Source organism: Peribacillus glennii (assembly GCF_003429105.1).
In the GTDB taxonomy this organism is placed as follows: Bacteria; Bacillota; Bacilli; order Bacillales; family DSM-1321; genus Peribacillus; species Peribacillus glennii.
Genome location: NZ_QVTD01000001.1, coordinates 16,902 through 42,397 on the forward strand (window position 1 = coordinate 16,902; position 25,496 = coordinate 42,397).

General features: G+C 42.6%; 22 protein-coding genes. 7 read left to right on the plus strand and 15 right to left on the minus strand.

Annotation, left to right across the window (positions count from 1 at the left end; all coding sequences use genetic code 11):
* Positions 1-155 precede the first annotated feature (155 nt).
* Complete coding sequence (locus tag D0466_RS00100) at positions 156-2,396, plus strand: putative bifunctional diguanylate cyclase/phosphodiesterase (RefSeq protein ID WP_117320527.1); 2,241 nt, start codon at positions 156-158, stop codon at positions 2,394-2,396.
* A gap of 253 nt (positions 2,397-2,649) precedes the next feature.
* On the opposite strand, the gene helD is transcribed toward D0466_RS00100, so the two are convergent.
* On the minus strand, positions 2,650-5,004 hold the full coding sequence (helD, locus tag D0466_RS00105; RefSeq protein WP_117320528.1) for an RNA polymerase recycling motor HelD: 2,355 nt from the start codon (positions 5,002-5,004) through the stop codon (positions 2,650-2,652).
* A 385-nt stretch (positions 5,005-5,389) separates the two neighbouring features.
* Between helD and D0466_RS00110 the strand changes: the two genes are divergently transcribed.
* From D0466_RS00110 to D0466_RS21980, 4 genes are all read left to right on the plus strand, one after another.
* Positions 5,390-6,877 (plus strand): aldehyde dehydrogenase family protein, encoded by a 1,488-nt coding sequence (locus D0466_RS00110; RefSeq protein ID WP_117320529.1) that lies wholly within the window; start codon positions 5,390-5,392, stop codon positions 6,875-6,877.
* 145 nt (positions 6,878-7,022) lie between these two features.
* A complete protein-coding gene (locus tag D0466_RS00115) occupies positions 7,023-7,586 on the plus strand; it encodes an FAD-dependent oxidoreductase (RefSeq protein WP_117320530.1) in 564 nt (187 codons plus the stop codon).
* A gap of 179 nt (positions 7,587-7,765) precedes the next feature.
* Positions 7,766-8,998 carry an aminopeptidase gene (locus D0466_RS00120; protein ID WP_117320531.1) on the plus strand — a complete coding sequence of 411 codons (1,233 nt, stop codon included), beginning with the start codon at positions 7,766-7,768 and terminating at the stop codon, positions 8,996-8,998.
* Positions 8,999-9,207: 209 nt separating this feature from the next.
* A complete protein-coding gene (locus tag D0466_RS21980; protein WP_158555760.1) occupies positions 9,208-9,372 on the plus strand; it encodes a hypothetical protein in 165 nt (54 codons plus the stop codon).
* Positions 9,373-9,625: 253 nt separating this feature from the next.
* Here the strand turns inward: D0466_RS21980 and D0466_RS00125 are convergent, their stop codons facing one another.
* From D0466_RS00125 to D0466_RS00135, 3 genes are all read right to left on the minus strand, one after another.
* Entirely contained in the window at positions 9,626-10,372 is a 747-nt protein-coding gene (locus D0466_RS00125; RefSeq protein ID WP_117320532.1) for an amino acid ABC transporter ATP-binding protein, read from the minus strand.
* Between the two features lie 15 nt (positions 10,373-10,387).
* A complete protein-coding gene (locus tag D0466_RS00130; protein WP_117320533.1) occupies positions 10,388-11,047 on the minus strand; it encodes an amino acid ABC transporter permease in 660 nt (219 codons plus the stop codon).
* Between the two features lie 75 nt (positions 11,048-11,122).
* A complete protein-coding gene (locus D0466_RS00135; protein ID WP_117320534.1) occupies positions 11,123-11,905 on the minus strand; it encodes an amino acid ABC transporter substrate-binding protein in 783 nt (260 codons plus the stop codon).
* Between the two features lie 423 nt (positions 11,906-12,328).
* On the opposite strand from D0466_RS00135, the gene D0466_RS00140 reads away from it, so the two are divergent.
* Positions 12,329-13,321 carry an LLM class flavin-dependent oxidoreductase gene (locus D0466_RS00140; protein WP_117320535.1) on the plus strand — a complete coding sequence of 331 codons (993 nt, stop codon included), beginning with the start codon at positions 12,329-12,331 and terminating at the stop codon, positions 13,319-13,321.
* 291 nt (positions 13,322-13,612) lie between these two features.
* Here the strand turns inward: D0466_RS00140 and D0466_RS00145 are convergent, their stop codons facing one another.
* The 9 genes from D0466_RS00145 to D0466_RS00180 form a co-directional block, all read right to left on the minus strand.
* Positions 13,613-13,906, minus strand: coding sequence for a YxcD family protein (locus D0466_RS00145; RefSeq protein ID WP_117320536.1), 294 nt, complete (start codon positions 13,904-13,906; stop codon positions 13,613-13,615).
* On the minus strand, positions 13,894-14,325 hold the full coding sequence (locus tag D0466_RS00150; RefSeq protein ID WP_117320537.1) for a hypothetical protein: 432 nt from the start codon (positions 14,323-14,325) through the stop codon (positions 13,894-13,896). Before D0466_RS00150 ends, D0466_RS00145 begins: the two co-directional genes overlap by 13 nt.
* 254 nt (positions 14,326-14,579) lie before the next feature.
* Entirely contained in the window at positions 14,580-15,848 is a 1,269-nt protein-coding gene (locus D0466_RS00155) for a coiled-coil domain-containing protein (RefSeq protein WP_325048655.1), read from the minus strand.
* Positions 15,849-16,328: 480 nt separating this feature from the next.
* The gene (locus tag D0466_RS00160) at positions 16,329-17,105 is read right to left on the minus strand and encodes a CPBP family intramembrane glutamic endopeptidase (RefSeq protein WP_117320538.1); all 777 of its coding nucleotides are present in this window, start codon (positions 17,103-17,105) and stop codon (positions 16,329-16,331) included.
* A gap of 531 nt (positions 17,106-17,636) precedes the next feature.
* Positions 17,637-19,343 carry a methyl-accepting chemotaxis protein gene (locus D0466_RS00165; RefSeq protein WP_233522474.1) on the minus strand — a complete coding sequence of 569 codons (1,707 nt, stop codon included), beginning with the start codon at positions 19,341-19,343 and terminating at the stop codon, positions 17,637-17,639.
* Between the two features lie 39 nt (positions 19,344-19,382).
* The gene (locus tag D0466_RS00170) at positions 19,383-19,949 is read right to left on the minus strand and encodes a helix-turn-helix domain-containing protein (RefSeq protein WP_117320540.1); all 567 of its coding nucleotides are present in this window, start codon (positions 19,947-19,949) and stop codon (positions 19,383-19,385) included.
* A gap of 64 nt (positions 19,950-20,013) precedes the next feature.
* Positions 20,014-20,316 (minus strand): EAL domain-containing protein, encoded by a 303-nt coding sequence (locus D0466_RS00175; protein ID WP_117320541.1) that lies wholly within the window; start codon positions 20,314-20,316, stop codon positions 20,014-20,016.
* A 157-nt stretch (positions 20,317-20,473) separates the two neighbouring features.
* The gene (locus D0466_RS22665) at positions 20,474-20,695 is read right to left on the minus strand and encodes a hypothetical protein (protein WP_233522475.1); all 222 of its coding nucleotides are present in this window, start codon (positions 20,693-20,695) and stop codon (positions 20,474-20,476) included.
* 263 nt (positions 20,696-20,958) lie between these two features.
* Positions 20,959-21,669, minus strand: a complete 711-nt coding sequence (locus D0466_RS00180) for a LytR/AlgR family response regulator transcription factor (RefSeq protein ID WP_117320542.1) — start codon at positions 21,667-21,669, stop codon at positions 20,959-20,961.
* 258 nt (positions 21,670-21,927) lie between these two features.
* Here D0466_RS00180 and D0466_RS00185 point away from each other — a divergent pair, with 258 nt between their 5' ends.
* Positions 21,928-22,446, plus strand: coding sequence for a DUF2179 domain-containing protein (locus D0466_RS00185; RefSeq protein ID WP_117320724.1), 519 nt, complete (start codon positions 21,928-21,930; stop codon positions 22,444-22,446).
* Positions 22,447-22,523: 77 nt separating this feature from the next.
* On the opposite strand, the gene D0466_RS23420 is transcribed toward D0466_RS00185, so the two are convergent.
* Positions 22,524-24,080 carry a glycine betaine ABC transporter substrate-binding protein gene (locus tag D0466_RS23420; RefSeq protein WP_117320543.1) on the minus strand — a complete coding sequence of 519 codons (1,557 nt, stop codon included), beginning with the start codon at positions 24,078-24,080 and terminating at the stop codon, positions 22,524-22,526.
* Positions 24,073-25,227 (minus strand): ABC transporter ATP-binding protein, encoded by a 1,155-nt coding sequence (locus D0466_RS00195; RefSeq protein ID WP_117320544.1) that lies wholly within the window; start codon positions 25,225-25,227, stop codon positions 24,073-24,075. The genes D0466_RS23420 and D0466_RS00195 overlap by 8 nt, the downstream gene beginning before the upstream one ends.
* Between the last annotated feature and the right edge of the window lie 269 nt (positions 25,228-25,496).

Consider the following 25,496-nt stretch of genomic DNA (forward strand, 5'->3'; position numbering starts at 1 on the left):
AGAGCCGGGAGGTCATTCACATAAACATTTACTATATTATTGCTGCTGTCCTCTTCTCCATCCTTACAAGTTATTTATGTTTGTTCGACAAACGGGGTCTGGCAAAAACCAGTGAACTTTTAATTCGCTCAGTCGGAATCGGGATATCCTTCTGGATGACACAGATATTTGTACCGTTGTCTTTCGGATCGCCTGCCACTTTACAAAACATTGCTGCTTATTTACCGTTCTTGTTCCTCGCTGGCTTCTTTGCTTCTTTCTTTGTTCTTAAATGGATAAAAAAAAGTCAGCATAGCAGAGACGGAAAATTCCTTCCCCTCATACTAGCTGTCATTATCATGATTGCTCTTGTTGATTTCGCCCTGGCGTATTATCACTTTACAGATTTGATATCCCTGAAGATTTTCCAGCTCGCTATGGCACTTCTGTTTATTACTGGAGTCACCATGGCAGGGGTGAGGTTCGTCATTCAGTTCTCACTCGAAGGACGGAACAGGCTTGCTTTAATATGGAAGCTGGCAGGCTCCGTAACTATTGGAATTGCTCTGGCCGGACTTCCCTATGTGATGATTTTTTCCATCACGGACTTACCGGCATTGTTTGAAAATGATGTAAGCGGCATTACATTCATTCCTTTTAGCTTCCAGCTATTGATTATGATTTTATTGTTCTTGCTTCCCGATTTATTGAGGGAAAAGCAAATTGTCGAGCAGGAAAAACGCATGGAAGAACATATCCATAATTATGAAGCCCTATTTAACCACCATCCGAATCCTGTATTTTTGCTTGGGAAGGATGGAAGCTTCCTTAATGCCAACCATGAATTTATTTCCTGGGCAAGGCTTCCAAAGGAATCAATCATTGGAAGCAGTATATTGAATTTTGTCGCAGAAAAAGATACCAAAAGAGCAATGGAGTATATTGTGGATTCGTTCAAGGGGAATGCCAACCACTTTGAGATTTCCGGAATAAGTTCCAGGAATTACATATATGAAACACGCGTTACTTCGATACCAATGTGGAGCAACGAACAAATCACAGGTGTATATGGAATCGTCCAGGATATCACCGAAGCAAAGGCAAATGAGAAAAAAATCACCTATCTCGCCTACCACGATGAACTGACAGGTTTGCCTACACGCCGGGCTTTCTTCGAAAAAATCAGTTCCTTGGAGACGGCCTATAAGGAACAGGGTGATACATTTGCCGTGTTATATATCGATTTGGATAAATTTAAAGAATTGAACGACCTTTTCGGCCATTCATATGGCGATGAAGCATTGAAGGAAGCGGTCTTAAGGATTAAGCCCTGTTTACCTGAAGGTGCGTTCCTGGCGAGGATGGGCGGGGATGAATTCAGCCTCCTTCTCCCCGGAATGACCTCAAATGATCAAATTGGCAAAATTGCAGCCAGTATAGTCGAGAATATCAGAAAGCCGTTTATTATTGATAAGCATGAGTACTTTCTCACGGCAAGCGTGGGCGCGGCCATTTATCCACGGCATGGCAATAATCAGGAAAGCATTCTAAAAAGTGCCGATACCGCTATGTACCATGCAAAGGAAAATGGCAAAAACAACTACAAAATGTTTTCCGACGAACTTGCGCAAAGCACAAGGCGAAAATATATCGTAGGCAACGAGCTGAGGAATGCCATCATAAGAAAAGAGTTCGATGTCTATTACCAGCCAAAGGTAACGCTGACCTCCGGTGAAATTTCGGGGGCAGAGGCACTGGTCCGGTGGATTCATCCGAAAATCGGCATTATAGGCCCAAACGAGTTCATCCCCATCGCGGAAGAAAACGGGTTGATCATTGAAATCGAGGATATCGTTATCGAAAAGGTTCTCCGGCAGCTAAAGTCATGGAACAGCGGGCGTTCAAAAGCATTACCGGCAGCGATTAACCTGTCGCAGCGCCATTTTTACCAGGAAAATATCGTCGCCAAATTCAAGGCTTTACTGCACGAATATGAACTCGATCCAAATTTGGTGGAAATTGAAATTACGGAAAGCATCATGATGGATCAAAATCCGGCGGTCATTACGAGGCTGCATGAACTGCGGGACCTCGGCCTAAAAATAAGCATGGATGACTTTGGCACTGGCTACAGTTCACTCAGCTATATAAAGAGGCTGCCCATCGATAAACTAAAGATAGACCGTTCTTTCATCATGGACCTGTCTGACAATGAAGACAGCCAGGCGATTGTTTCGTTAATCCTTTCGATGGCCGAGTACTTGAAGCTCGAAGTAGTCGCAGAGGGAATTGAAGACCAACAGCAGCTGCAATACCTTCAAAACCTCAAGTGCAGCGAGGGGCAAGGATTTCTATTCAGCAAACCGCTAGCCATAAATGACTTTCAGGAACTCCTCAAACAGACAGCAGATTTATAACAAAAGAAGAGGTTCTCCATAGCCTGAAATCAAATTCACAAATGTGGATGAATGAACGTTTTTAAGCAATGAAAAGGCGGTCTCATAGTCGGAAAATCAACTTATGAGACCGCCTCTGTTTTTTTGTGGAGAAGGTACTGGTTTCGTTGCGTAATATTATGTTTTTTTCGTGGAATTTCAGGGATTGTTTCATAACTTCCGATATAGCTGCGATTTACGATTTTATGGCGATGTTCACTTACGGAATTCATGATTAGTTATGATAATCGTCTAAACTCCAGAGTTTTCTCACATACAAATCAGCTGATACCCCTTGAACAAACGGAGTGAATTCGCCAGGACTGCATATATAAAGCTCATGCATTGCCCTCGTACAAGCTGTATAAAAAAGCCTCCGTTCACTTTCCCTATGGTAGCTTTCCCGTGATCCGTCATAAATGATAACGGCATCAAATTCAATCCCCTTCGCCAAATAGCAAGGAATAATAACTATTCCTGCTTCGTAATCCGTTTTCCCTGTCCCAATGAGTTTTACCGGCAACCGGCCTTTTAAGTGTGAATACGCATCCTTGCTTTCAGCAGCGGTCTTGCAGATTACCGCGATGGTTTGATGGCCGAGCGACTGCATATCAGTGATGACCGTAACCAGGCAATCAGTGACTTCACCCTCTTCCTTAATTTCTACGACAACAGGCTTATTTCCTCTCCTATTAAAAGGCTGTATTTCCTCCCCCCCGTGGAGGAGGAGCTCCCGGGTGAATTCCACAATTTCAAAAGTCGAACGGTAGCTTCTTGTCAGGATGATCGTTGCTATTTCCTCCTCTTCATATAATGACGTCAACACACCGAGCCCCTCTTCATTGCCATGAGCAAAGATAGTTTGGTTAAAATCCCCCAGTACAGTCATTTTGCTTCTCGGGAACAGTCTCTGTATGAACGCAAACTGGAACGGCGAGTAATCCTGGGCTTCATCAATGAAAACGTGGCGGATTAAGGTATTGGTTTTAAGACCCATTAATTTCTCTTTGAAAAATAAATAAGGGGTGGCATCCTCATAATATAGTTCTCCGGATTCAAGCTTTGCCACCGTATCGGTGCAGATTTGCCCCCAATCCTCTTCATGGCCCGCAGGCCCTTTCCCTTCAAAAAGTTTTCGATACATTCCAGCGGCATCAAGAAAGGCAAATTCCTTTACCCTTTTAAAAAGCGGGCGGAACCGCCTTTTTACAACTGAGGCCGCCAACACTTGCTGCTCCTTTTCAAAATCATCGAAAGTATCCCGGTTTCCTGCTTTGTGTTTATCTACTTTCTGATAGCTTTTCAAATAATCTTCTTTGCTTAAGTATTGCAACTCTTCTTCTACCCAGGATTTCTTCAACTCTTTTTTCTCAAATCGCCTGAGTTCCTTGCTAAGCCATTCGGAAACGAGCAAAAGCCTGTTCGGGATTGGCAGGGTATGGCTGAAACTATAAAAATAGCTATGGATGGACTGGGAGGAAATCAATATCTTCCCCCGGAACTTAATATCTTTAAAGATGAGTCCGGCTTGCATTAGTTCCCGCGAGTATCCTTCAATCATTTCAAGGAAGTCAAGCGAAGATTTGAAAGCTATCCCCGTTAGCCTTGTTTGATATCCTGGGTTGATTATAGAAGTCAAAACATATTCCAATTGCGCAAAGGCATCTTCCATTTCAAAATCATCATCAAGCATTTTCTCAATGTATTGCTGAAAGGTGCTTTGCTGCATATTTTCCTCCCCAAGCTCGGGCAGGACATTGGAAACGTAGCTGTTAAATAGCGGATTAGGAGAGAGCAATAAAATGTGATCGGCAGTAAGCCGCTCCCGATACCTATACAAAAGGTAGGCCACACGCTGGAGCGCCGCGGAAGTTTTCCCGCTTCCGGCAGCACCCTGGACAACGAGCAAGCGGTTTCTCTCATTTCGTATGATGAGATTTTGTTCCTGTTGGATCGTGGCCACTATGCTTTTCATCTGGGAGTCAGCCTGGCCCCCCAGTACCTCTTGAAGCAGTTCGTCGCCAATTGTAACCCCGGTGTCAAACACGCTTATTAATATCCCGTTCCGGATGATATATTGCCTCTTTAATTCCAGCGACCCGGTAATCTTGCCATATGGGGCCTGATATTCTGCAGGTCCTAGCGAATAATCATAATAAACGCTTGAAATCGGGGCCCGCCAATCATGCACCAGGAAGTTTTGTGTTTCTTCATCATAAAAAGATGCGATCCCGATATAAATGCTTTCCGCTTCTTGTTCTCCCTGCTCGGTAAAGTCGATCCTGCCGAAATACGGAGACCTTTGTAACCTTTCAAGAATTCGCAGCTGATTTTGGGAATGACGATGCCTTCGCTCCTTCTCATTCAAAAGCTCTGATTGCTGCTTGATGCTCGTATAAGTTTCTATGATTTCGTCGTCATTGTCGAGGTTTACCGTCACATCCTCCCAAAAGTGCTTTCTGATAGAAGTGATTTCGCCACCTGCCCCGCCGATTGCCTTTTGTAATACGGCTGTTTCTGTCGCAATCTTGGCCGTAACCTGATGTACCCGTTTTTGTTCCCCTGCCATCCCCACATCCCGCTCGCTCATACAATCTCTCCTTATAAAACTTTTTAGTAGCGTTACATGTATAGCTGAAAATAGAAAAAATTTATCGAAGGGTTGCGTTTCCTGTTGACAACAAATATATTTCACTATATAATATATTATAGATAGTCATATCCTAAATTAAAAATAACTTTAAAATCCTGTTAATAATACCACACCACCAATGCAGATACAATATCTGTATTTTTTTATGCCTTTTTTCAAACATAGCCCCGCTGTCTATTGCTGTTGCAATCTGTCGTAAATTATTGATTGAAAATTAAAAATAGTTTGTTTATGATAGGTTTGGAGAGCGTAAACGGTTACGGCTCTTGCCTTTCATCATGATTTGAACAGATACCAACACCAATATTCGAGGAGGGTATTCATGGCAAATCTAACACTGGAAATCAGCGAAAAGTTACAAAAATTTCTGCAAGGTCCCAAAAAGCTCTTTATTAACGGGACGTTTGTCGAAAGTGTTTCTGGAAAAACTTTTGCTACTCCAAACCCGGCCACAGGCCAGACACTTGCAGAGGTATACGAAGGGGATAAAGCAGATATCGATTTGGCCGTAAAAGCCGCCCGTAAGGCTTTCGATGAGGGCCCATGGTCCAAAATGAGCGCTGCTGCAAGAAGCCGTTTAATGTACAAGCTAGCCGATTTAATGGAAGAAAATAAAGAAGAATTAGCCCAATTGGAAACGTTGGATAACGGGAAGCCGATTGGTGAGACGTCCAATGCGGACATCCCGCTGGCCATTGAACATATGAGATATTATGCCGGCTGGTCCACAAAGATCGTCGGCCAGACTATTCCGGTAAACGGAAATTATTTTAACTACACAAGGCATGAAGCTGTCGGCGTCGTCGGGCAGATCATCCCTTGGAACTTCCCTCTGCTGATGGCGATGTGGAAGCTTGGCGCAGCCCTTGCTACAGGCTGTACAGTAGTATTGAAGCCTGCCGAGCAAACTCCGATGTCAGCTCTTTATCTGGGAGAATTGATTGCAGAAGCAGGATTCCCTGAAGGGGTCATCAATATCGTTCCAGGGTTCGGCGAGACCGCTGGAGACGCACTGGTTAACCACAATTTGGTGGACAAGGTCGCCTTCACCGGATCGACTGAAGTAGGAAAACTCATCATGAGAAATGCCTCTAATACCTTAAAGAGGGTTACCTTGGAACTGGGTGGAAAATCGCCGAATATCATTCTCCCGGATGCGGATTTATCAAAGGCAATCCCTGGCGCCCTGAGCGGTGTTATGTTTAATCAGGGACAGGTATGCTGTGCCGGTTCCCGCGTTTTCATCCAAAAGAAGCATTATGACAATGTTGTGGCTGATATGGCATCCCACGCGAAAAATATCAAGCAGGGCGCCGGGCTTAATCCGGAAACGCAAATCGGGCCGCTTGTTTCACAAGAACAGCAGGACCGTGTCCTCGGTTATATTGAAAAAGGCTTGAATGAAGGCGCCGAGGTGCTTGTAGGAGGCGGAAAGCCGCAGGATGATGGCTATTTCGTATCCCCTACCATCTTTGCAGCTGTAAAAGATGAAATGGCGATCGCCCGTGAAGAAATTTTCGGTCCTGTTATCGCCGCGATGCCGTTTGAAGATCTCGACGAAGTGATCAGGCGTGCCAACGCCAGCGAATACGGACTGGCAGCCGGATTATGGACGCGTGATATTTCAAATGCCCACTATGTGGCAAGCAAACTGCGAGCCGGCACTGTGTGGGTAAACTGCTACAATGCCTTTGACGCAGCGTCTCCGTTCGGAGGCTATAAATCCTCAGGTCTAGGCCGGGAAATGGGATCCTATGCACTGAATAACTATACAGAAGTAAAGAGTGTTTGGGTAAATTTGGATAAATAATTAGCTATGCTGTCGGCCTTCCTGGGAAGGCCGGTTTTATCGTTAACCGAAAAAGGTACCATGATGATCGTTCAAGCACAAAACTAGTGCCTACTCCCTTTAATTGATAAAATAAATATGAAAATTCAGAATAGGAGTTTTTTTTATGTACGATATCGCAATCATCGGAGCAGGTCCAGCAGGAGGCAGTGCTGCCCTTTTTGCTGCGAAGGCAGGCAAAAAGACTTTGCTGCTCGACAGCGACCAAAGCATGACGAAGAGGGCATGGATTGAAAACCATTATGGTTTGGAAGAAGTAAGCGGCCCCGATCTCATTGAAACCGGAAAACAACAAGCGAAAAAATTTGGGGCAGAACTAGTAGAGTCGAAAACCGAGAATATTGAAAAAAGCAATGAAGGGTTTAAAATCGTTACAGAAAACGGTGATTTCGAGGCCAAACACATCATTCTCACAACAGGCGTTTCCGTTGAACTTGCAGATAAAGCCGGTGTACATACAAAGCCGGGAACTGAACCAAGAATCAAGACAGTCATCGATGCTGACCCTGCAGGAAAAACAAACATAGAAGGCATTTGGGCTGCCGGCACCTGTGCCGGTGTAAGTGTCCACACCATCATTACAGCGGGAGACGGCGCAAAAGTAGCGATTAATGTCATCAGTGAACTAAATGGTGAACGTTATGTTGATCATGATGTATTAAAAAAATAGATTCCTGGCTGGAGGGCAATTATATGATTGCTCTCCTTTCTCATTAATAATATGGAATTGGAGAAATTAAGGCCCCTCCCTCTTTTTTATGAAAGTTTGAATAAAAGGTCATAAAAGTATCTTTTTTCACGAACAATAGCTAAAATATTAATGAAGATTTTGGTAAAGGAGACTATGCTATGAGTAACTTTCAAACAAATTTGGAAAAATATGCAGAGCTTGCCATCAAGGTGGGGGTTAATGTCCAAAAAGGGCAAACGCTCGTCATAAATACAACATTAGAAGGTGCAGAGCTCGTCAGGCTGATTGTAAAGAAAGCCTATGAAATCGGTGCGCGGAATGTGATCGTGAACTGGTCGGACGACACTGTAAACAGGACAAAGTTTGATCTGGCACCGGATGACATATTCAAGGAATATCCTGAACATCGCGCAAAGGAAATGATTGAGCTTGCAGAACAGGGTGCCGCGTTTATGTCTGTCATTTCTTCAAGCCCTGACCTTCTCAAAGGCGTAAACCCTGAGCGGATTGCAAACTGGCAGAAGGCTTCCGGCACGGCGCTTAAGCAATACCGCCAGTATATCCAATCAGATAAAGTCAGCTGGACCATTGTTGCCGTTCCTTCACAAGGGTGGGCCGATAAAGTATTCCCTGATGCCCCGAAAGAAGAAAGAATACATAAATTATGGGAAGCTATCTTTAAAGCGACACGTGCGGATGTGGAAAACCCTGTCGCAGCCTGGAAGGAACACGATGAAACACTTCACGAAAAAGTGAATTATTTAAATGCCAAACATTATAAAAAGCTGCATTACAAAGCACCTGGGACCGATTTGACAATCGAACTTCCAAAAAAGCACATTTGGGTTGGAGCTGGAAGCATTAACGAAAACGGCCATGAATTCATGGCGAACATGCCAACTGAGGAAGTGTTCACGGTTCCCGTTAAAACTGGCGTAAACGGTACGGTAGCCAGCACAATGCCTCTCAGCTATGCCGGAAACATCATTGACAAGTTCTCTATTACCTTTGAGAATGGAAGGATTGTCAACGTTAAGGCAGAAGAAGGGGAAGAAATCCTAAAGCAATTGGTGGAAACGGATGAAGGGTCCCACTACCTGGGAGAAGTTGCACTCGTCCCCTATCATTCACCGATTTCCCAATCGAATATATTATTCTTCAACACTTTGTTCGATGAAAATGCTTCTAATCATCTTGCAATCGGCAGCGCTTATGCTTTCTGTATTGAGGGCGGCAAAAAAATGTCACAGGAAGAATTGGCGGAAAACGGACTGAACGAGAGCCTGACACATGTCGACTTCATGATTGGTTCCCCGAAAATGGACATCGACGGCATTAAGGAAGATGGCAGCATTGAACCGATTTTCCGGAATGGGAATTGGGCGTTTTAATTACAAGGCAGATGCTTTGTTCAAGAACTGTTGGATGGCCATGTGCAAATTGTATTCCCCTTTGCACATGGCGTTTTTCATTGTCAACCGCCCACCGGCACATTATCCTGAACACTGCCTGCGAGCCCCCTTTCTCTTGACAACCTGCCCAAACATTTAAACTCCCTAGTACATATAATAATTGTAAAGTTTGAGAAACAGGTGATGGAATGAGAAATCTCAAATTAAAGTTACTGGCCCTCCGCAAAAGGAAGTTAATGCAGCGGAACAAATACAGCCATCGCTATTGGGACAATATTGGCGACGACCTATTTTATGACGACCGCTTAAAATATAAAAACGGAGCAAAGTATCAATCGTATAAATGGAAATAAGTATTACAGCCTTGTTTTGAACTGGGCTGTCACATTGTCGACGATCTAAAAGAAGCGTATAGTATTCTTCTTTTTAGATTTTTACACCGCTTTGTTCAAAGAAAATTTCTTGCCCCTGAAAAATGAATGGAACATCTGGATTCGGAAGTGAAGAGGCGTTTCAACCTTGAAACGCCTCTTTGCTATGCCAGCATTGAAATCAATGTTTCACTATGATACGTCACTTCATAGAATTGATGTCGCATATCACGAATTATTTTAAACTACGGATCAAGAAAGATCTTGTCCGTTCAAATTTTGGATTGGTGAATAGCTCATCGGGATGGCCGGTTTCAATGATCTCTCCATTGTCCATGAAGATGGCCCGGTTTGCCACTTCTTTTGCGAACCCCATCTCATGGGTTACAACAATCATTGTCATTTGATCTTCCGCCAGCTTCTTCATTACTTGCAGTACTTCGCCTGTCAACTCCGGATCCAAGGCCGAAGTGGGCTCATCAAAAAGAAGGATTTCAGGGCCCATCATGAGCGCCCTGGCAATGGCTACTCTTTGTTTTTGACCTCCTGATAGATTTGCAGGGTATGCCGTTGCCTTGTCAGTGAGACCAATCTTCTCCAACAGCTCAGTGCTTCGTCTTTGGATGACTGAGTTCTCCTCCTTCCTTGCCATCCTGGGAGCAAGTTCCAGATTTTCTTTGACAGTAAGGTGCGGAAAAAGATTGAAGTGTTGAAATACCATTCCCATCTTTGAGGTGATCCGCTTGATCTCCTGCGGTTTCGAGTATACCCCATCCTTAACCAGATCCTCTCCGGATACTCTGATGCTGCCGCCGCTTATTTCTTCCAGATGGACAAGGCTTCGCAGCATCGTGCTTTTTCCGGAGCCGGAGGGGCCGACCACGGCAACGACATCGTTTTTATTGACATTGAAAGTGATTCCTTTTAGGACATCCAGTTTTTCATAGGATTTTTTCAGGTTCGATACTTCAATGATAGACACATTCACCACTCCTTCTTATTGAAATTTAAATCGTTTTTCGAGCCACTTGAAGAGAATTGTCAGGAAGAGAGTTATGAGCAGATATATGATGCCTGCGAATAGGAATGGCATGATGGTAAAATCGCGGTTCACGGCAGTCTGGGCATAATGCAGCAATTCCGGGACCGCCACAGCATACAGCAGTGCGGTATCCTTGACCAGTGTAACCGATTCGTTTGAAACCGCGGGTAGTGCGACCCTGAACATTTGGGGCAGTATCACTCGTGTCATTGTCTGCCATTTATTCAAACCGAGAACTTGCGCTGCCTCATATTGGCCTTTATCAATTGCCAATAGGCCCCCGCGGAAGATCTCTGCGAAATACGCAGCATAATTCAAAATGAAGCCCAAACAGGCTGCGACAAACCGGTCCATTACTAGATATTCTCCGATAACAGGCAGCATCGGCAACCCAAAACATATAAACAAGAGCTGGAGCAACAGCGGAGTGCCCCGCATCACATAAATGTAGATCTGGGCGAGCCAGGCTACAGGCCTTATGCTGCTCCTTGCCATGAGAGTTAATAGAAATCCCAGCGGGATCGACACAAGAATGGCAATCAAAAACAACAGGACTGTCATCTGTGCACCTTCCAGCATGGGCATAAGAATTGTGTTGAAATATTCAAAGCTCATGAATGTATTCCCCCAAAAAACAGGGTTTCCCTGGGAAACCCTGTTTTTCTTATTTTTATTTAGTCGATTACTTTATTACTTTAATACTTTATCTTCGCCAAACCATTTTTCCGAGATTTTAGACGCAGTTCCGTCCTGATTCATCTCATCAAGAGCTTTTTGAAGTTTCTCCAGGAGTTCATCGTTTCCTTTCTTTACGCCTACCCCATATTCTTCAGGTGCAAGAGATTCATCAAGAATTTTAAACGCTTCTTTTTCCTTGGACATGTAATACTTAATTACGACCTCATCAATGACCACCGCATCCACGCGGCCGGATTTCAGGTCACTTAGGGCCAGTACATTGTCAGAAAACTCGGTGACTTTCTTGATTTTAGATTTCACTGGATGGGAATTTAAGGCATCGGCTGCAGAAGAAAGAGATTGAAGGCCTACTTCTTTACCTTCCAGGTCATCGAGTTTGGAAAGATTTGATTTTGCAAGAGTGACAAGCACCTGTGAATTTTTTAAATAAGGCTTAGTGAAAAGAACCTTTTCTTTACGCTCATCGGTAATTGTGTACCCGTTCCAAATAAGATCAATCCTCCCACTGCTCAACTCGGTTTCTTTTGTTTTCCAATCGATGGGTTGGAATTTAACCGTTGTTCCCATTTTTTCGGCAGCTGCTTTTGCATAATCGATGTCGAAACCAACGATTTTGTTATTTTCATCCCGGAACCCCATGGGTGCAAATTTATCGTCGATCCCTATTACTAAAGTTTTATCTTGCTCGTTCTCCCCTGGTTTGTTGGAGGAGCATCCTACTAGGAGAGCCACTGCCGTTGAAACGGTCAGGATAATAGAAGCTATTCGTTTCATACTGAGAAAAACCACCTTTGACTTGAGTATTCATACACTTTAATTCGCTAATGTATTAGAGTGATAAAATAAAGGTAACATAAAATAAAAATGATAGCAACGGAATTTTTTAGTATATTAGTATACTATAAGATGAGTATTTCCTTTAAAATCATTCCTTTAAACATGCTATAGTGGGCAATAATTTACTGGCAATTTAATCTCTTTCTCTGCCAATATCTTTTTACTCATATAAAATTCCCCCGACCCGTTTTCATTCTATTGTACAAACATACTTTTAAAGTCGTTTTTTAGTGTCTACTTTACAGAATCCAGTTTACGATTTTGGATGCTTCCTTTTTATATGCTGCAAGCTGGTCTTTTTAAAAATCTTAGAAAAAAGGGTACACTAGGCTTATCTTTATTCTGCGAAGGAGTTTTACCATGCAGCTAAGCGTACTCGATCAATCTCCTATCTCAAAAGGTTCTAATGCCCATATCGCGTTACAGCAAACATTGGAACTGGCTAAGACAGCCGAACAGCTGGGTTTCACCCGTTTCTGGGTGGCTGAACATCATAACACGAATGGATTGGCAAGCTCATCTCCTGAAATATTGATTTCCCATATAGCGTCACATACAGAAACAATCCGGGTCGGTTCAGGTGGAGTGCTTCTGCCCCAATACAGCCCATATAAAGTGGCGGAAAACTTCCGGACCCTTGAAGCGCTTTTTCCCGGGCGGATTGACCTCGGGATTGGCCGTTCGCCCGGCGGCGCTGCCGAAACACGTCTGGCACTGACGGACTCGATACGTAAAAGCTTGAATGAATTCCCGCGCCAATTGAGGGATTTGCAAGGTTTTTTATATGATGCCCTGCCTGCCGGACATCCATATGAACATGTAAAAGCAGCCCCGCTGACAAATTCCAGCCCTGACTTATGGCTACTGGGTGTTTCCCACCGCGGTGCCCGGTTAGCTGCGGAAAACGGTACCGCCTTTACATATGGCCATTTTATTTCACCAGGAGAAGGACGCAGGGCTGCTGATGAATATTTCATACACTTCCAGCCTTCCGCGACATTACCACAACCTACAATGAATGTGTGCATCTTCGTTGTGTGTGCAGAGACACAGCAGCAAGCAGAGGAATTAGCATTAAGCCAGGATATTTGGCTATTGAGGGTAGGGAAAAATGAAGATACCCAAGTTCCATCTGTAGATGAAGCAAAAAATATCTTCCTCAGTGATGAAGATAAACGAATCATTCAGAATAACCGCCGCAGGACGGTTATAGGAACTCCGGAAAAAGTAAAGGAAGAGCTAACATTGCTGCAAGAAATATATCGAACGGATGAATTTATGATCATCACGAATATCTACGATTTTGAGGCAAAATTACACTCATACCAGTTGCTCGCCGAAACCTTTTTATGATCAAAACGAAGGGATCCCCGTTCCATTTTCTAGTTCTGCATCTACTAAAAAAATAGAAAACAAACGCTTGCCGGGCCATTTAGAGGCAAATATTAGCCTTTATATCCAATAAAAAGACTTAGTTGAATATTGCCTGGTACTTATTGATATAAATCTGAATTTGTTGATTTAACCTATTGTAATATATAATTTTGAATTTGTTCAGATAACATAGACTTTGTTTGAAAACGATATACAGTTCAAACCAGAGAAAAGGCAAATTCCCCTACTAGGGAATTTGCCTTTTCTGCTTTAATTGCCTTTTATGCGGGCTATAATCCCTTCTTCATCATCGAGAACAAGCTCGATTCCTGAATATGGATTCATATGGAGCTCATGGTCCAGCCATCCGCGAAGGGCTTCAATTAGGTTTTGCGTGATGAGCACCTGTTTTCGATCAGCGACATAAACCTCTGCAGAAAACCCGTAGTCATCATCAAACATTAATTCGACTTCCACTTCCTGGGGCTTGAGTTGCTTTTTATCTGCGATATAAATGCACACCGCATTGATAATGTCCTGTTCAGGAATGATTACCGTCTCCATTGATTATCATCCTGGCGTCTGCGATTTTTTGACAGCATTCTGAATACACCGCGGATTAGTGCAATTAGTACGATAATGGCAATAAAGTTAATCAAAAACCCGATAACGGCACCAAAAGCACCCAGGTTTCCTAACAGGCCTCCCAGCATCAGCCCGGCCAGGCCGCCGAATAACATACCGCGCATAAAGCCGCCCCGTTTTTGGACTGACTTTGTAAAGCCGTCATTAGATCGTTTTACATTGTTATTCTGCCTGTTTTGAAAATTACTTGACGGGTTATTGTTGTTAAAGCCCCGCTTGCCGGATTTGTAGGATTTAGCGCTTGCGACATTATCATGGCCGTCGAATACAACGCTTCCTACAGGGGTAAAGGCAATCGAGAACATTAAGATTGCTGCTGCGAATATTTTTTTTAACATAGTATAATTTCCTCCAATTTTTTTAAATACTTACACCAGCTATCGCCATTCCATTCTGGATTGGCATTTTGTTTTCCGCATTAGTTTATACGATTCAAACACAAAAAAGTTTCACTTTTTTTGATTTTTTTCTTCCCTATATATTTTCCTTTTAAGATGCTCTTTAAACAATCAATTGCAGGAAATAGTAGTTTACTAGGAACTATAAAAAAATAAAGACAGGGAAAGCCCCCTGTCTCATAATTCATCAAATATTATTCGATGATCCGCACCACGCGTCCGTTGAACTTCTGTGCATAATATCCGCTTGACATGTTTGCGATGGCGATTCCGGTTGAACTCTGGGATCCGATGAATTTGCCGCCTCCGACATAAATGCCTACATGCCCGTCTTTTTTATACGTATCAAAGAATACGAGGTCGCCAGGAAGTGCTTGGCTAAGTGTAATCTGGCGTCCAGCATGCTTTTGAATATCGGTATGGGCGCCCAATTTAATTCCTGCCTGTGCAAATGCCCAAGAAGTGAATGCCGAGCAATCGAAGCGTCCATTTGCGATATCGGAGGCTGTCCTTCCCCCACCGAATACATAGACAGAGTTTCCGATATATTTATTTCCCGCATTGACTACAATTGATCTCGCCCCGGATCCTTTATACGATACCCTCGGTGAATTATTGATGGGGCTTTTTGATGCAACTGATCTCGCCTTGGCGGCACGTTCTTCAGCCGCCTTAATGGCAGCCTGCCGCTTGGCTTCAAGCCTCATATCCTCTTGAAGCTTTTTTTGCTGGGCCGCGAGCACGGCATCCTTTTGTTGAAGATTTGCCTTCAATGCAAGCGCAAGCTTTTGTTTCTCCGTAAGCTCTGCCTTCAAGTTTTTAGCCTGCTTTTGCTGGTCTTTGATCTGTGCCATCATACCTTCAAGTTCCAGCTTATTATCAGTTAGGTCGGAAAGCTTGTTCTCGACTTCTGCTTTCTTCTCTTCCAATTCAGCTTTGTCGGCTTCGTGCTGCTCAACGATTTCACGGTCTGCTTCCACAATCGTTGCCACTGCGCCTACACGATTGACAAAATCCCGGAAACTCGAGGAACCTAGCAGTACCTCAAGATAGCTGACATCCCCACCGGTTTCCTGAAACGAGATGGCTCGGTCTTTAAGGATTTCGTTACGCTTTTCGATTCTGTCTTGCAATTTGGAAACATCTTCCTTTAAAGTCTCAATATCGGACTTTGTATCGGAGATTTTCCCTTTTGTTTCTGTAATCTTTATTTTATTATCTTCAATCGCCTTCCCAATGCGGCCGATTTGGACATTTAGCTTGTCCTTCTTTTCCTGGAGAAAAGCAATTTCCTGATTCGCATTCTCAATCTTTCCATTGATTTTTGTTCGATTGCCGGCAACATCGTTCTCCCGGTCCTTTATTTCATGAATCGGTGCAGCTTTAACGGCCGGAATGGCGAAAACACTTCCAGCTCCAAGTATAATGGCAGTATTTAATGCGATTAGCTTTCTTTTCAACACTCTCGTTCCCCGCTTTCTCCCCAAGCCAAACTCTGTATCTATTTTATTAAAAAGCGATCTTATTCAGGTTTATACAGCAATTCGACACGTGATCATTTGATTTGTTTTCTTCCCGGATTCAAAATCTTTACTTGTATTCTCATAAGCAACCAGGTACGTAGGACGAATCTGCTAGATTGATTGATGTTAACTTCTATAAATATACCTAATAAAAGCCTATTTATTTCCACTAAAGGTAGTATATCATCAATTTTTGACAAAAACGTAATAGAAATATTACATTTACATTTCAAAGATTACAATAAACTACAAGATTCTGTCTTTTCTGCATATGTACAATGAAACGAGGCTGTCCCATATGGGGCCTGTACCTACACTAACATCTACATTTAGATCTAAAGTTCAGATCTTCATATATCGTTGCGGGGTCTACCCTTTCCTTATGAACACAGCCTACTGATCTCGTTATTTTTTCTTAATCTATTTCCCTGCTAAATATTTTCTCCGTGATAATGTATAAAAAATTATCAAAATGGCGGTAGTCATTAAAAAAGAAAGCAGCGGATTTACATCTGTTACTCTAAAGATTGCCGGCAGTTCCCCGCCTACTGATTGATCATCTGAAATGAACCAGAACAAAAACATATTATTGGCGGCATGGGCTCCGATGGAAAGCTCAAGGCTGCCCATTTTAACCGCAATCCAGGTAAGCATGAATCCTGTGAAGACATAATCCATCCCTACCCATACTGCCGACCGGCCCATTTCCGGGTTCCAAAAGTGCAGAGAACCGAATATGGCGGCCATTATGATGGATAAGACAATAGGATTGGCAATCTTCTTGGCGAACCACTGCAGCAGGAAGCCCCTAAAGAACAACTCTTCTACCGTCGTCTGGATTGGAACCAATAAAAGGACCACCAAGAACAAATAAAAGAAAGCACCCCAAGTAAAATCATTGAGAACCGTATCACCTGGAAAAACAATAAAATCGAGCACTTGGAAAGCCATCATCAAACCAAAGAATACACCAAACCCCCAAGCGGCTTGCTTCCAGTCTATCTTTGACCGTTTTGTCACAAGTGTCCGAAGATCACGCTTGTGAATTACCTTTACAGAGAACCATAATCCCACAAGCCAGACCACATTCATCATATTACTGTAAATCAGGTCATTGGTTGGGCTCACACCGATAAATTTATCTGAAGAACCCGCCAAATAAGCAGGCAATGTTCCCTTTATGCCCATCTCAATCATGCCCAGGACCCCATATATGAGGCTTCCCAGCACAATGGATATAATAATTACGAGCAGCGAAAGAGAATACCTCTTCCAGCTGTTTTTTCCGGGTACATTAAATAAATAGCTAATAAAAATCTCTCCTTAAACAGTCTACCTTAAATGTCTATTTATTGATATTTATGAACTTCCTTCAGTTTTTGACGCGAGCGCTTAAATCTCCAGCTCTATTATAACATTGCCATCTGGTCATCGGGTGCATGGCAGAAACAAAATCGATATTGCAATAATTGGATTTCTTATCGCACTCTTTCGGCAGGAAGGCAACTTTCCGGGTTCATTAATAACCAGAAGGCCAATTTCATCGCCTCCAAATTGGACACAAGATTACTTATGGCCGAAATTTTCATGTTTTTTAATTCCAGTAAATTAAAAATGGAAAAAGCCTGTCTATAAAAGCTTTGAACATGTATCAGTAAAAATCAATTAAAAAAGAGGCAATTTAGAATTACCTCTTCTCCATACATTTATATTATACAAATCTGTTTTTTACACTTTAAATTTATTTAACATTTCTTGTAAGTCCATTGCTCTTTCAGACAACGAGCTTGCTGAAGCTGTGATTTCTTCCATCGAGGCGAGTTGCTCTTCGGCGGATGCAGCTACGCTTTGTGAATGTCCGGATGTTTCCCGGGATATTTCCGAGATGCCGTCTACTGTGGCCGATACTTTCTGGGCACTGTCGGACATTTGCCGGGAAGTAGAGGCCATCTCATCAATTTGCCGATGCATATGTTCCAGAGAGTACATAATTTGCCGGAAACTCTCTTCAGTTTTCCCGATTATAACCAATCCCTCTTGCACGTCCAATTGCACTTGGCCAATCGATTCCGTTGAACGTACCATATCTGATTGTATCTCAATAATCAGTTCAGCTATCTGAGAAGAAGAAGCCTGGGATTGTTCAGCTAGTTTACGAACTTCATCGGCAACAACCGCAAAACCCTTGCCATTCTCTCCTGCCCGTGCCGCTTCTATAGCAGCATTTAAAGCCAATAAATTCGTTTGATTAGCGATTCCCGTAATGACCTGCGTTATTTCTCCTATCTGCCGGGATCGTCTTTCCAATAGATTAAGTACTTCATTGCTTATCTGGACGGATTGCTGGATCGCATTGATTTGTTTGGCTGTCGAGCCTACATGCTCGCCTCCCTGAGTTGCCTGCCCGGTTACAAGGGATCCCGCCTCTGCAACGGCTGATGCATTTTCTGCGATGTTTTCGATTCCTTTCGCAACTTCCACTAAAGAATTGGAGGTTATTTCCACTTTTTCAGTTTGGCTTTCCGCTCCATTCGCTACTTCCTGGATTGCTTCAGTAATTTGCTCCGTAGCTTTGCTAGTCTGTTCAGCTCCGGCTGATAATTCTTCCGCTGTTGCTGCCACGTGTTCGGATGTTTCATAGATGGCATGAATCATATTTCGGATGTTGTCTTTCATCAAATTGTAGCTGTTTGCAAGATCGCTAAGCTCATCCCCTGATTTATCGGCCACTTCAATGGTGAAATCCCCATTTCCGGCATGAACAAGTGCATTTGAAATTGTTGTTAACCTCTTTTTCAAATTGCGTGTAAACCATAAAATTACCAGGAAGGAAATCAGGATTACAATTATCAGCACAAGCAGGAATGTCATCACAACAGAGGATGTGATGTTCTGTACAATCTTATCAGAGACCCCCACATAAAAAACCCCAATTGTTTCTCCGCTGCTGTCTTTAATCGGCATATAGGCAGTTTGATAATGCTTCCCGGCAACATCGGCTTCTCCGTAAAAATTCTCCCCATGCTCCAATACGCGGCTTCCAACTTCTGGTGAAATTTTTGTACCTATTGCCCGCTTCCCATCAACCATTACATTGGTGGAAATTCTTGTATCCCCCAAAAAAATCGTTACAGTATCTCCTGTATCGCTTCCAATCTTATCAACGGCTTCAAAGTTGCCATTCATCAGAGTGGACCCTTTGTACAACTGGCCCTCCTTTACAGCCCATTCACCGGGATATTTATTTTTCATGTATCGATAGGCAAGGCCTAAGTCTCCCTTTGCTTTTTCTAAGGCAAATTGTTTTAGTCCCGACCCCACTTGCTGAACGACAGCTACACCTACTGTCACAGATAAAAAGAGCAGAACAGATAAAACAATCAAATTTATCTTTGCACCTAGCTTTAATTTTATTGTCTTTTTATATTTACTCACCCATAATACATCTCCCATATCAAGTATAGAAACCACTATTTATCTGCTGCATCCTTCCAGCCGCCCGTATTTACGTTGAACGCTTACGATAGAACGATTTAGCCGCCCAGCAACTTCCTTAGCCGAGTAGCCTTCTGAAAACATCATTAACAGCTTTTTTTCTTCCTTAACGCTCCACGCTTTATAATTTACCGGTTTTTCTTTTTTTCTTTCTAAAGCGACCCAGGAAGGTTCAGGAATGATAGATTGATATTCTATTTTTGAAAAGTCCAGCTTTTTTCTGTTCACTTCTGCCCACTTCCAAAAATCTTCAGGATGGATCAAGTAAAACTTTTTCGTCATTCTCGTTGCTTTTTTGGTACATGATAGTCCATGCCTGGAAATCCAGCCTCTGACAGTAGCCGGATCGACCTTTAAAACTTTGGCTAGTTCACAGGTTGTTAAATATCCTGTCTGTGCCTTTGTGTTAGAGATGCCAATCCGCTTCATTTTGCTTAGCAATGCCTGTTCAGTGCGTTCCAGCTGTCTTGCAATTGTCGAAAGCTTAACGATGCCGACATTCTCTTTCATAAATGTTATTTCTGCTTCCGTCCAATTCTTTCTCATTTTTATCACCTTTTTGCTTAATTTCTATGATCACTTTCATTATTCGGCTTTTTTTTAATTGCTGCTAGCGGCATAGGTTTCCCAAGCACTCCCCCAGGCCAATCTGGAGTTTCAGCACTTTAGCCATAGCAAGGTAAATCGGTTTTTCAATGCCTTCCAAAATCACCTGAATTCCAAAAAACTGGAAATAACCAGAAATATTAGAAACCAATATTTCCGATTCGGCATTTTCTGAGAGGTCTATCAAGAAATAAAGATCCAATTTTATATAATCTGGTTTAAGCTTTATCATCTTTTGCCAGGAAGCTGTATTTCTCCCAAAATGATCTAATTCGATTAGAAATCCTTTATTTTGTAGGCATTTCAGCGTTTACCTCAATCGGGGATCATGCCACAGACGCTATTCAGCATTTGTTGCAGTTAATTGGAAATCAAGCTGGCGGTTAATATTGCGATTGGCCTTAGTTATACCCTCAATGAAAGCTGGAAAATCCGGGTTTACAATGGTACAAGGAAAGATATTGCTAAACAACATCTTTTTCTGGTAGAAAAGGGAAAGCTTCAATTGCTTTTAAAATAAATAACGTGCCAAGTTCGTATAAATGAATATTTTTACGTGCATGATAAAAACGCTCTTCAGGATTTTCAAAATCTTTATAATACAACAGGACTTCATACCCATATACCCGCCATTCACTTAAAGTCCATAGTGATTGGAAATGGTGGTGTATGCACCCCCCTAACATTCCGTCAGTTCCGGTACAGCTGGTCTTTCCATATTAGTCCTCCACTTCCTTCTAAAAACCCTTAGGATTTTCGACCCAAGCGATTACTGGTACATTAGGAATATAAAAATATTTTCAAAAATTGTCCAATCCCTATGAAACGTGAATTTACTGGATTCAATCCTTAATTCAGTCCTTCTGGTCACGGATTATCACCATCTATGCAAAAATTAACGAATTGTAAAAAAATAAAGACCCTGCAAGGATGGCAGGGTCGAACGAATTTACATGGACTTATAATATTGCAACTCACCCAATTTATGCTTTGAGATTTTTGCTGTTTCCACATAGTTATTGAAATAGGCTATATACATTTGCCCGCAGGCTTCAATTCTTGATAAGTATTCCAGATTGATGATATAGGATCTGTGAGAGGCCATAAATCGTGTATCAAGCAGCTTTTCAAGGGCTGTTAACGCTTCTTTCGCTTCTATTTTTTTGTGTGTGGTGTGAATGACCGATTTCCTGTCGGCTCTTTCGATAAAATAAATCTCGTCGAACGGAATAAACATAATGCTATTTTGCTGCTTGATCATTAAATTCTTATTGCTTACAGCTTCATTATTATTATTTTTGTGAAGCCCCTGGGCAGCCCTGTCAAGAGCCGCGTACAGCCGATTTCTCTCGATCGGTTTGAGAATATAGTCGATGGCGCTGACATCAAAGGCTTCCAATGCATAATCTTCATTTCCGGTAATGAAAATAACCTGCAGTTCCGGAAAAAGTTCCTTGCAGGACTTTATCGCTTCCATTCCGTTTAATAACGGCATTCCAATGTCAACAAGGGCAACATCAGGCCTTCCGGTTACGATTTGGCGGATTAATTCCTCTCCATTCACCGCTTCTCCGGTTACATTGTAGTTTGGAAGGGCTTCAATGAAGTGTCTTATTAACTTTCTTGAGGAAGAATCATCCTCGGCAATTAAAATGTTCATTCATTCCTCACCCCCTTGCTTTCATTCCTTTTTACTAAATTCAGCGGTTATCCATTCCAAATGGCAGCCTATTTTTTATTTAGAAATAAATAACATAAATTACCAGCTAAATTGGAAATAATTGCTGCATGTATAATTGATTTTTTATACTATTATTATAGTAGTAATATGAGTATATCAAAATAGTAAAAAATGGGTATTTATTTTGTAAAAGGATGCATTCTAAGAATGTTTCTAATAATTTTTCGAGGTGCCAAATTGAAGGAAATAATACTGATTTTATTATTGCAGCTGGCCTATGTTCCCCTATTGACCTTGCGGACCATTTTCCTGGTGAAAAATGTTACGGTTCTTGCTTCTATCATCGGCATTTTTGAAATGCTGATTTATGTATTCGGCTTGTCGTTGGTATTTAGCGGCGACCAGAGTTTCTTAGCTATGATCGTTTATGCGGTTGGGTTCGGACTCGGAATCGTGTTGGGTACGAAAATTGAACAGAAGCTGGCCATTGGTTATATAAATGTGACAGTGAATACCCAGGTTAAAAACAAAGACCTGATTGATACATTGCGGAATAACGGATTCGGTGTCACTCTCTATGTAGGGGAAGGAAGGGACAGCAACCGTTACCGGATGGAGATTTTGACCAAACGGAATCGCGAGGGTGAATTGATTGCCACCGTTGAAAAATTTGAGCCAAAAGCATTCATCATCTCCTATGAGCCGCGGCGTTTTAAAGGCGGGTTTTTACTGGATCGAATGAAGAAGCATAATTAAAAGATATATGTAATATGTAAATGGGCGGTCTCCCGAAGAAATGGAGACCGCCTCTTTTCATTTTTAAGCAGTTTGCTTTATTTTATTAATCCTTTTTTCTTTAAAAAATCTCTAGCAACTTCTCGTGGGTCTTCTTTATCCAAATCAACCCGGGCATTCATTTCGGCCATTTCTTTCTCAGAAATTTTGCCTGCCAGACCATTCACAACGTCTTTTAATTCAGGATATTTTTTCAGGGTTTCTTCCCGGACGATAGGAGCTGCATAATAAGGAGGGAAGAATTTTTTATCATCTTCCAGCATCTTAAGATTGAAACGCACAATCCTGCCGTCTGTTGTATAGGCTGGAATGGCATCCACTTCCCCTTCTTTTACAGCGGAATACATCAGGTTTGGATCCAGGCTGCGCTTTTCGCTGAAACTCATGTTATATGTTTTGACAAATGCATCATATCCATCTTCACGTTCAAAAAAATCCGTCGGGCCGCCAAACCTGATTCCGGAGGCCTTTGGAGCAAGTTCGGAAATCGTTTTTGCCCCTTGTTGTTTATAGGTTTCCTGATTCAGGGCGAGCGCATAGGTATTTTCAAAGCCTAAGGGCTTAAGCCATTCTAACTTGTATTTTTCGCTATAGCCTTGTTTGACCCTGTTGTATATTTCATCCGCACTGTCTTGTGGCCTATATTCTTCTTTCAGGATCGTCATCAGGCCCGTTCCGGTATATTCGACAAACATATCGATATCGCCTTTTCGAATTGCCTGGGTCATAATTGGTGTTTCGCCCAGCCCTTCCTGGACAGTTACATTATAATCTGTTTGGTCCTTCACATATTCAGAGATGATATGAGGGAGAATATATTGCTCAGTCCACTTTTTACCGGCAATCACAATTGTGTCTTCAGTGTTTGCTCCCCGCAATCCAAAGAACAAGGCGACTGCAGCAATTGGGATCAAGACCAAAGATAGTCTTTTCCAGGAGATTTTTTTTCCCGACCTCGGATCTGTTGCCGTTTCAAAACGCTTTAAAATGAGATCGATGACGATAGCAAGAACCGCAGCAGGTATGGCGCCAGCCAGGACCAGTTCATTTCTTGCAGTCGATAACCCACGATAAATTAAATCACCTAAACCGCCGGCACCGATAAATGCGGCCAACGTGGCAACACCAATCGTGAGGACAGTTGCTGTCCTTAATCCCGCCATAATAATCGGCAGCGCCAGGGGAAGTTCAATCATCCGCAAAATCTGGTTCTTCGTCATACCCATCCCGCGCCCGGCTTCCACTGCTGATTGGTCGACGCCGGTTATCCCTGTAAAGGTGTTTCGCAGGATTGGCAATAGGGCATAGATGGTAAGGGCGATGATCGCTGTAATATTCCCGATTCCAAACAGCGGCAGTAAAAATCCGAATAATGCAAGGCTTGGTATGGTTTGGAAAATGGAAGCGACGCCTATTACCGGTTCAGCGAATTTTTTTCGTCTGGCGATGAAAATGCCAACAGGTATGGCAATGAAAGTTGCGATCACTAGTGAGACAAGAGATAAAAACAAATGCTGCTGCAGTGCTTCAAGGATTTCCGGCCACCTTGTTTGGAACGTATCCATCAATTTGATAAAAAAGTTTTCATTATTCATTTCTTCCTACGTCTCCTTCCACAGGTGCCGGTGGTGCAATTTTCATTCCAGCCAATCCTCTCATCATGGTTGAACGGGTGATCAGCCCCACTAGTTTTTCATTTTGAAGGACGGGGATCAGAACGGCCCCTTTGGCAAAGAGTTCAGCGACATCCGTATAAGGAGTGTCGGCTGCAACGGATTGATAGTCCCTGTCCATTATATCCTGCAAGGTTTTTTCTTCCTCCGCATAGTAGCGTTCTACGTTATCAATGGTAGCGATTCCTAGCAACTGATTTTGCTGGTTTATTACCAGTAGTGTGTCAACCTTATAGGTTTTCATCGTTTTCAGGGACTGGGCAAGGCCCCTTGTCGGCCGTGCAGTCACCACTTTCTTAAGCATAAGATCCGCTGCAACCGGAGGTGAATGATCCAATGCTTCAAGACGTTCTTCCCCGATGAACCCTTTCACGAATTCATTTTTTGGATGGCGCAGTATTCTCTCCGGCGTATCAAACTGCACAATTTCACCATCTTTCATGATCGCGATCCGGTCTGCGATCTTGATTGCTTCGTCCATATCATGGGTAACGAAGACAATCGTTTTCTTAATGTCCTCCTGCAGATTTACCAGCTCATCCTGCAGCTGTTCACGGCTGATTGGATCAAGCGCAGAAAAAGGTTCATCCATAAGGATAATAGGCGGTTCGGCCGCCAATGCCCTGATAACACCCACACGTTGCTGCTGGCCCCCGCTGAGTTCGGCAGGAAAACGAGACTTATATTCCGCGGGATCCAAGCCCACCATATTCAGGAGTTCATCCACTTTATTCTGATATTGTTCCGGATTCCACCCTTTCAATCTCGGCACAAGGGTTATATTCTCTTCAATCGTCAAGTGCGGAAGAAGCCCGATTTGCTGAATAACATAACCGATATTCCTGCGCAGCCGAACGGGATCGATTTTGGAAATGTCTTCACCATTTATAAATATCCTTCCGCTGGTCGGCTCTATCAACCGGTTTATCATACGCATCGTCGTTGTTTTACCTGAGCCGCTGGGACCGATTAAAGCAACAAGCTCTCCCTCTTCAATGTGAAAATCAATATCCTTCAATGCGACAAACCCATCCGGATATTTTTTCCCGACATGTTCAAACGTGATCAATAAAAATCTCCTACTTTCCAAAAAAAATTATGTAATTATATCTGCATATTTATCACTTATTAGTGATTCCCAATAGTGGATTGTTTAATAAAGTGAAATTTGTGGGAAGACCAAGCATCAAATTGTGTTTCCATCAGGAATTAGAAAAAAGGGTGGCAATAAAGATATTTGTGGAGTTTCCCTTCCAGCCGGGGAGTTTCAGGTAAGGGATTTATTCAGTATCGTTCCTGAAAATAGAAATAAATTTCGCGCAACAAATAGGGGGTATC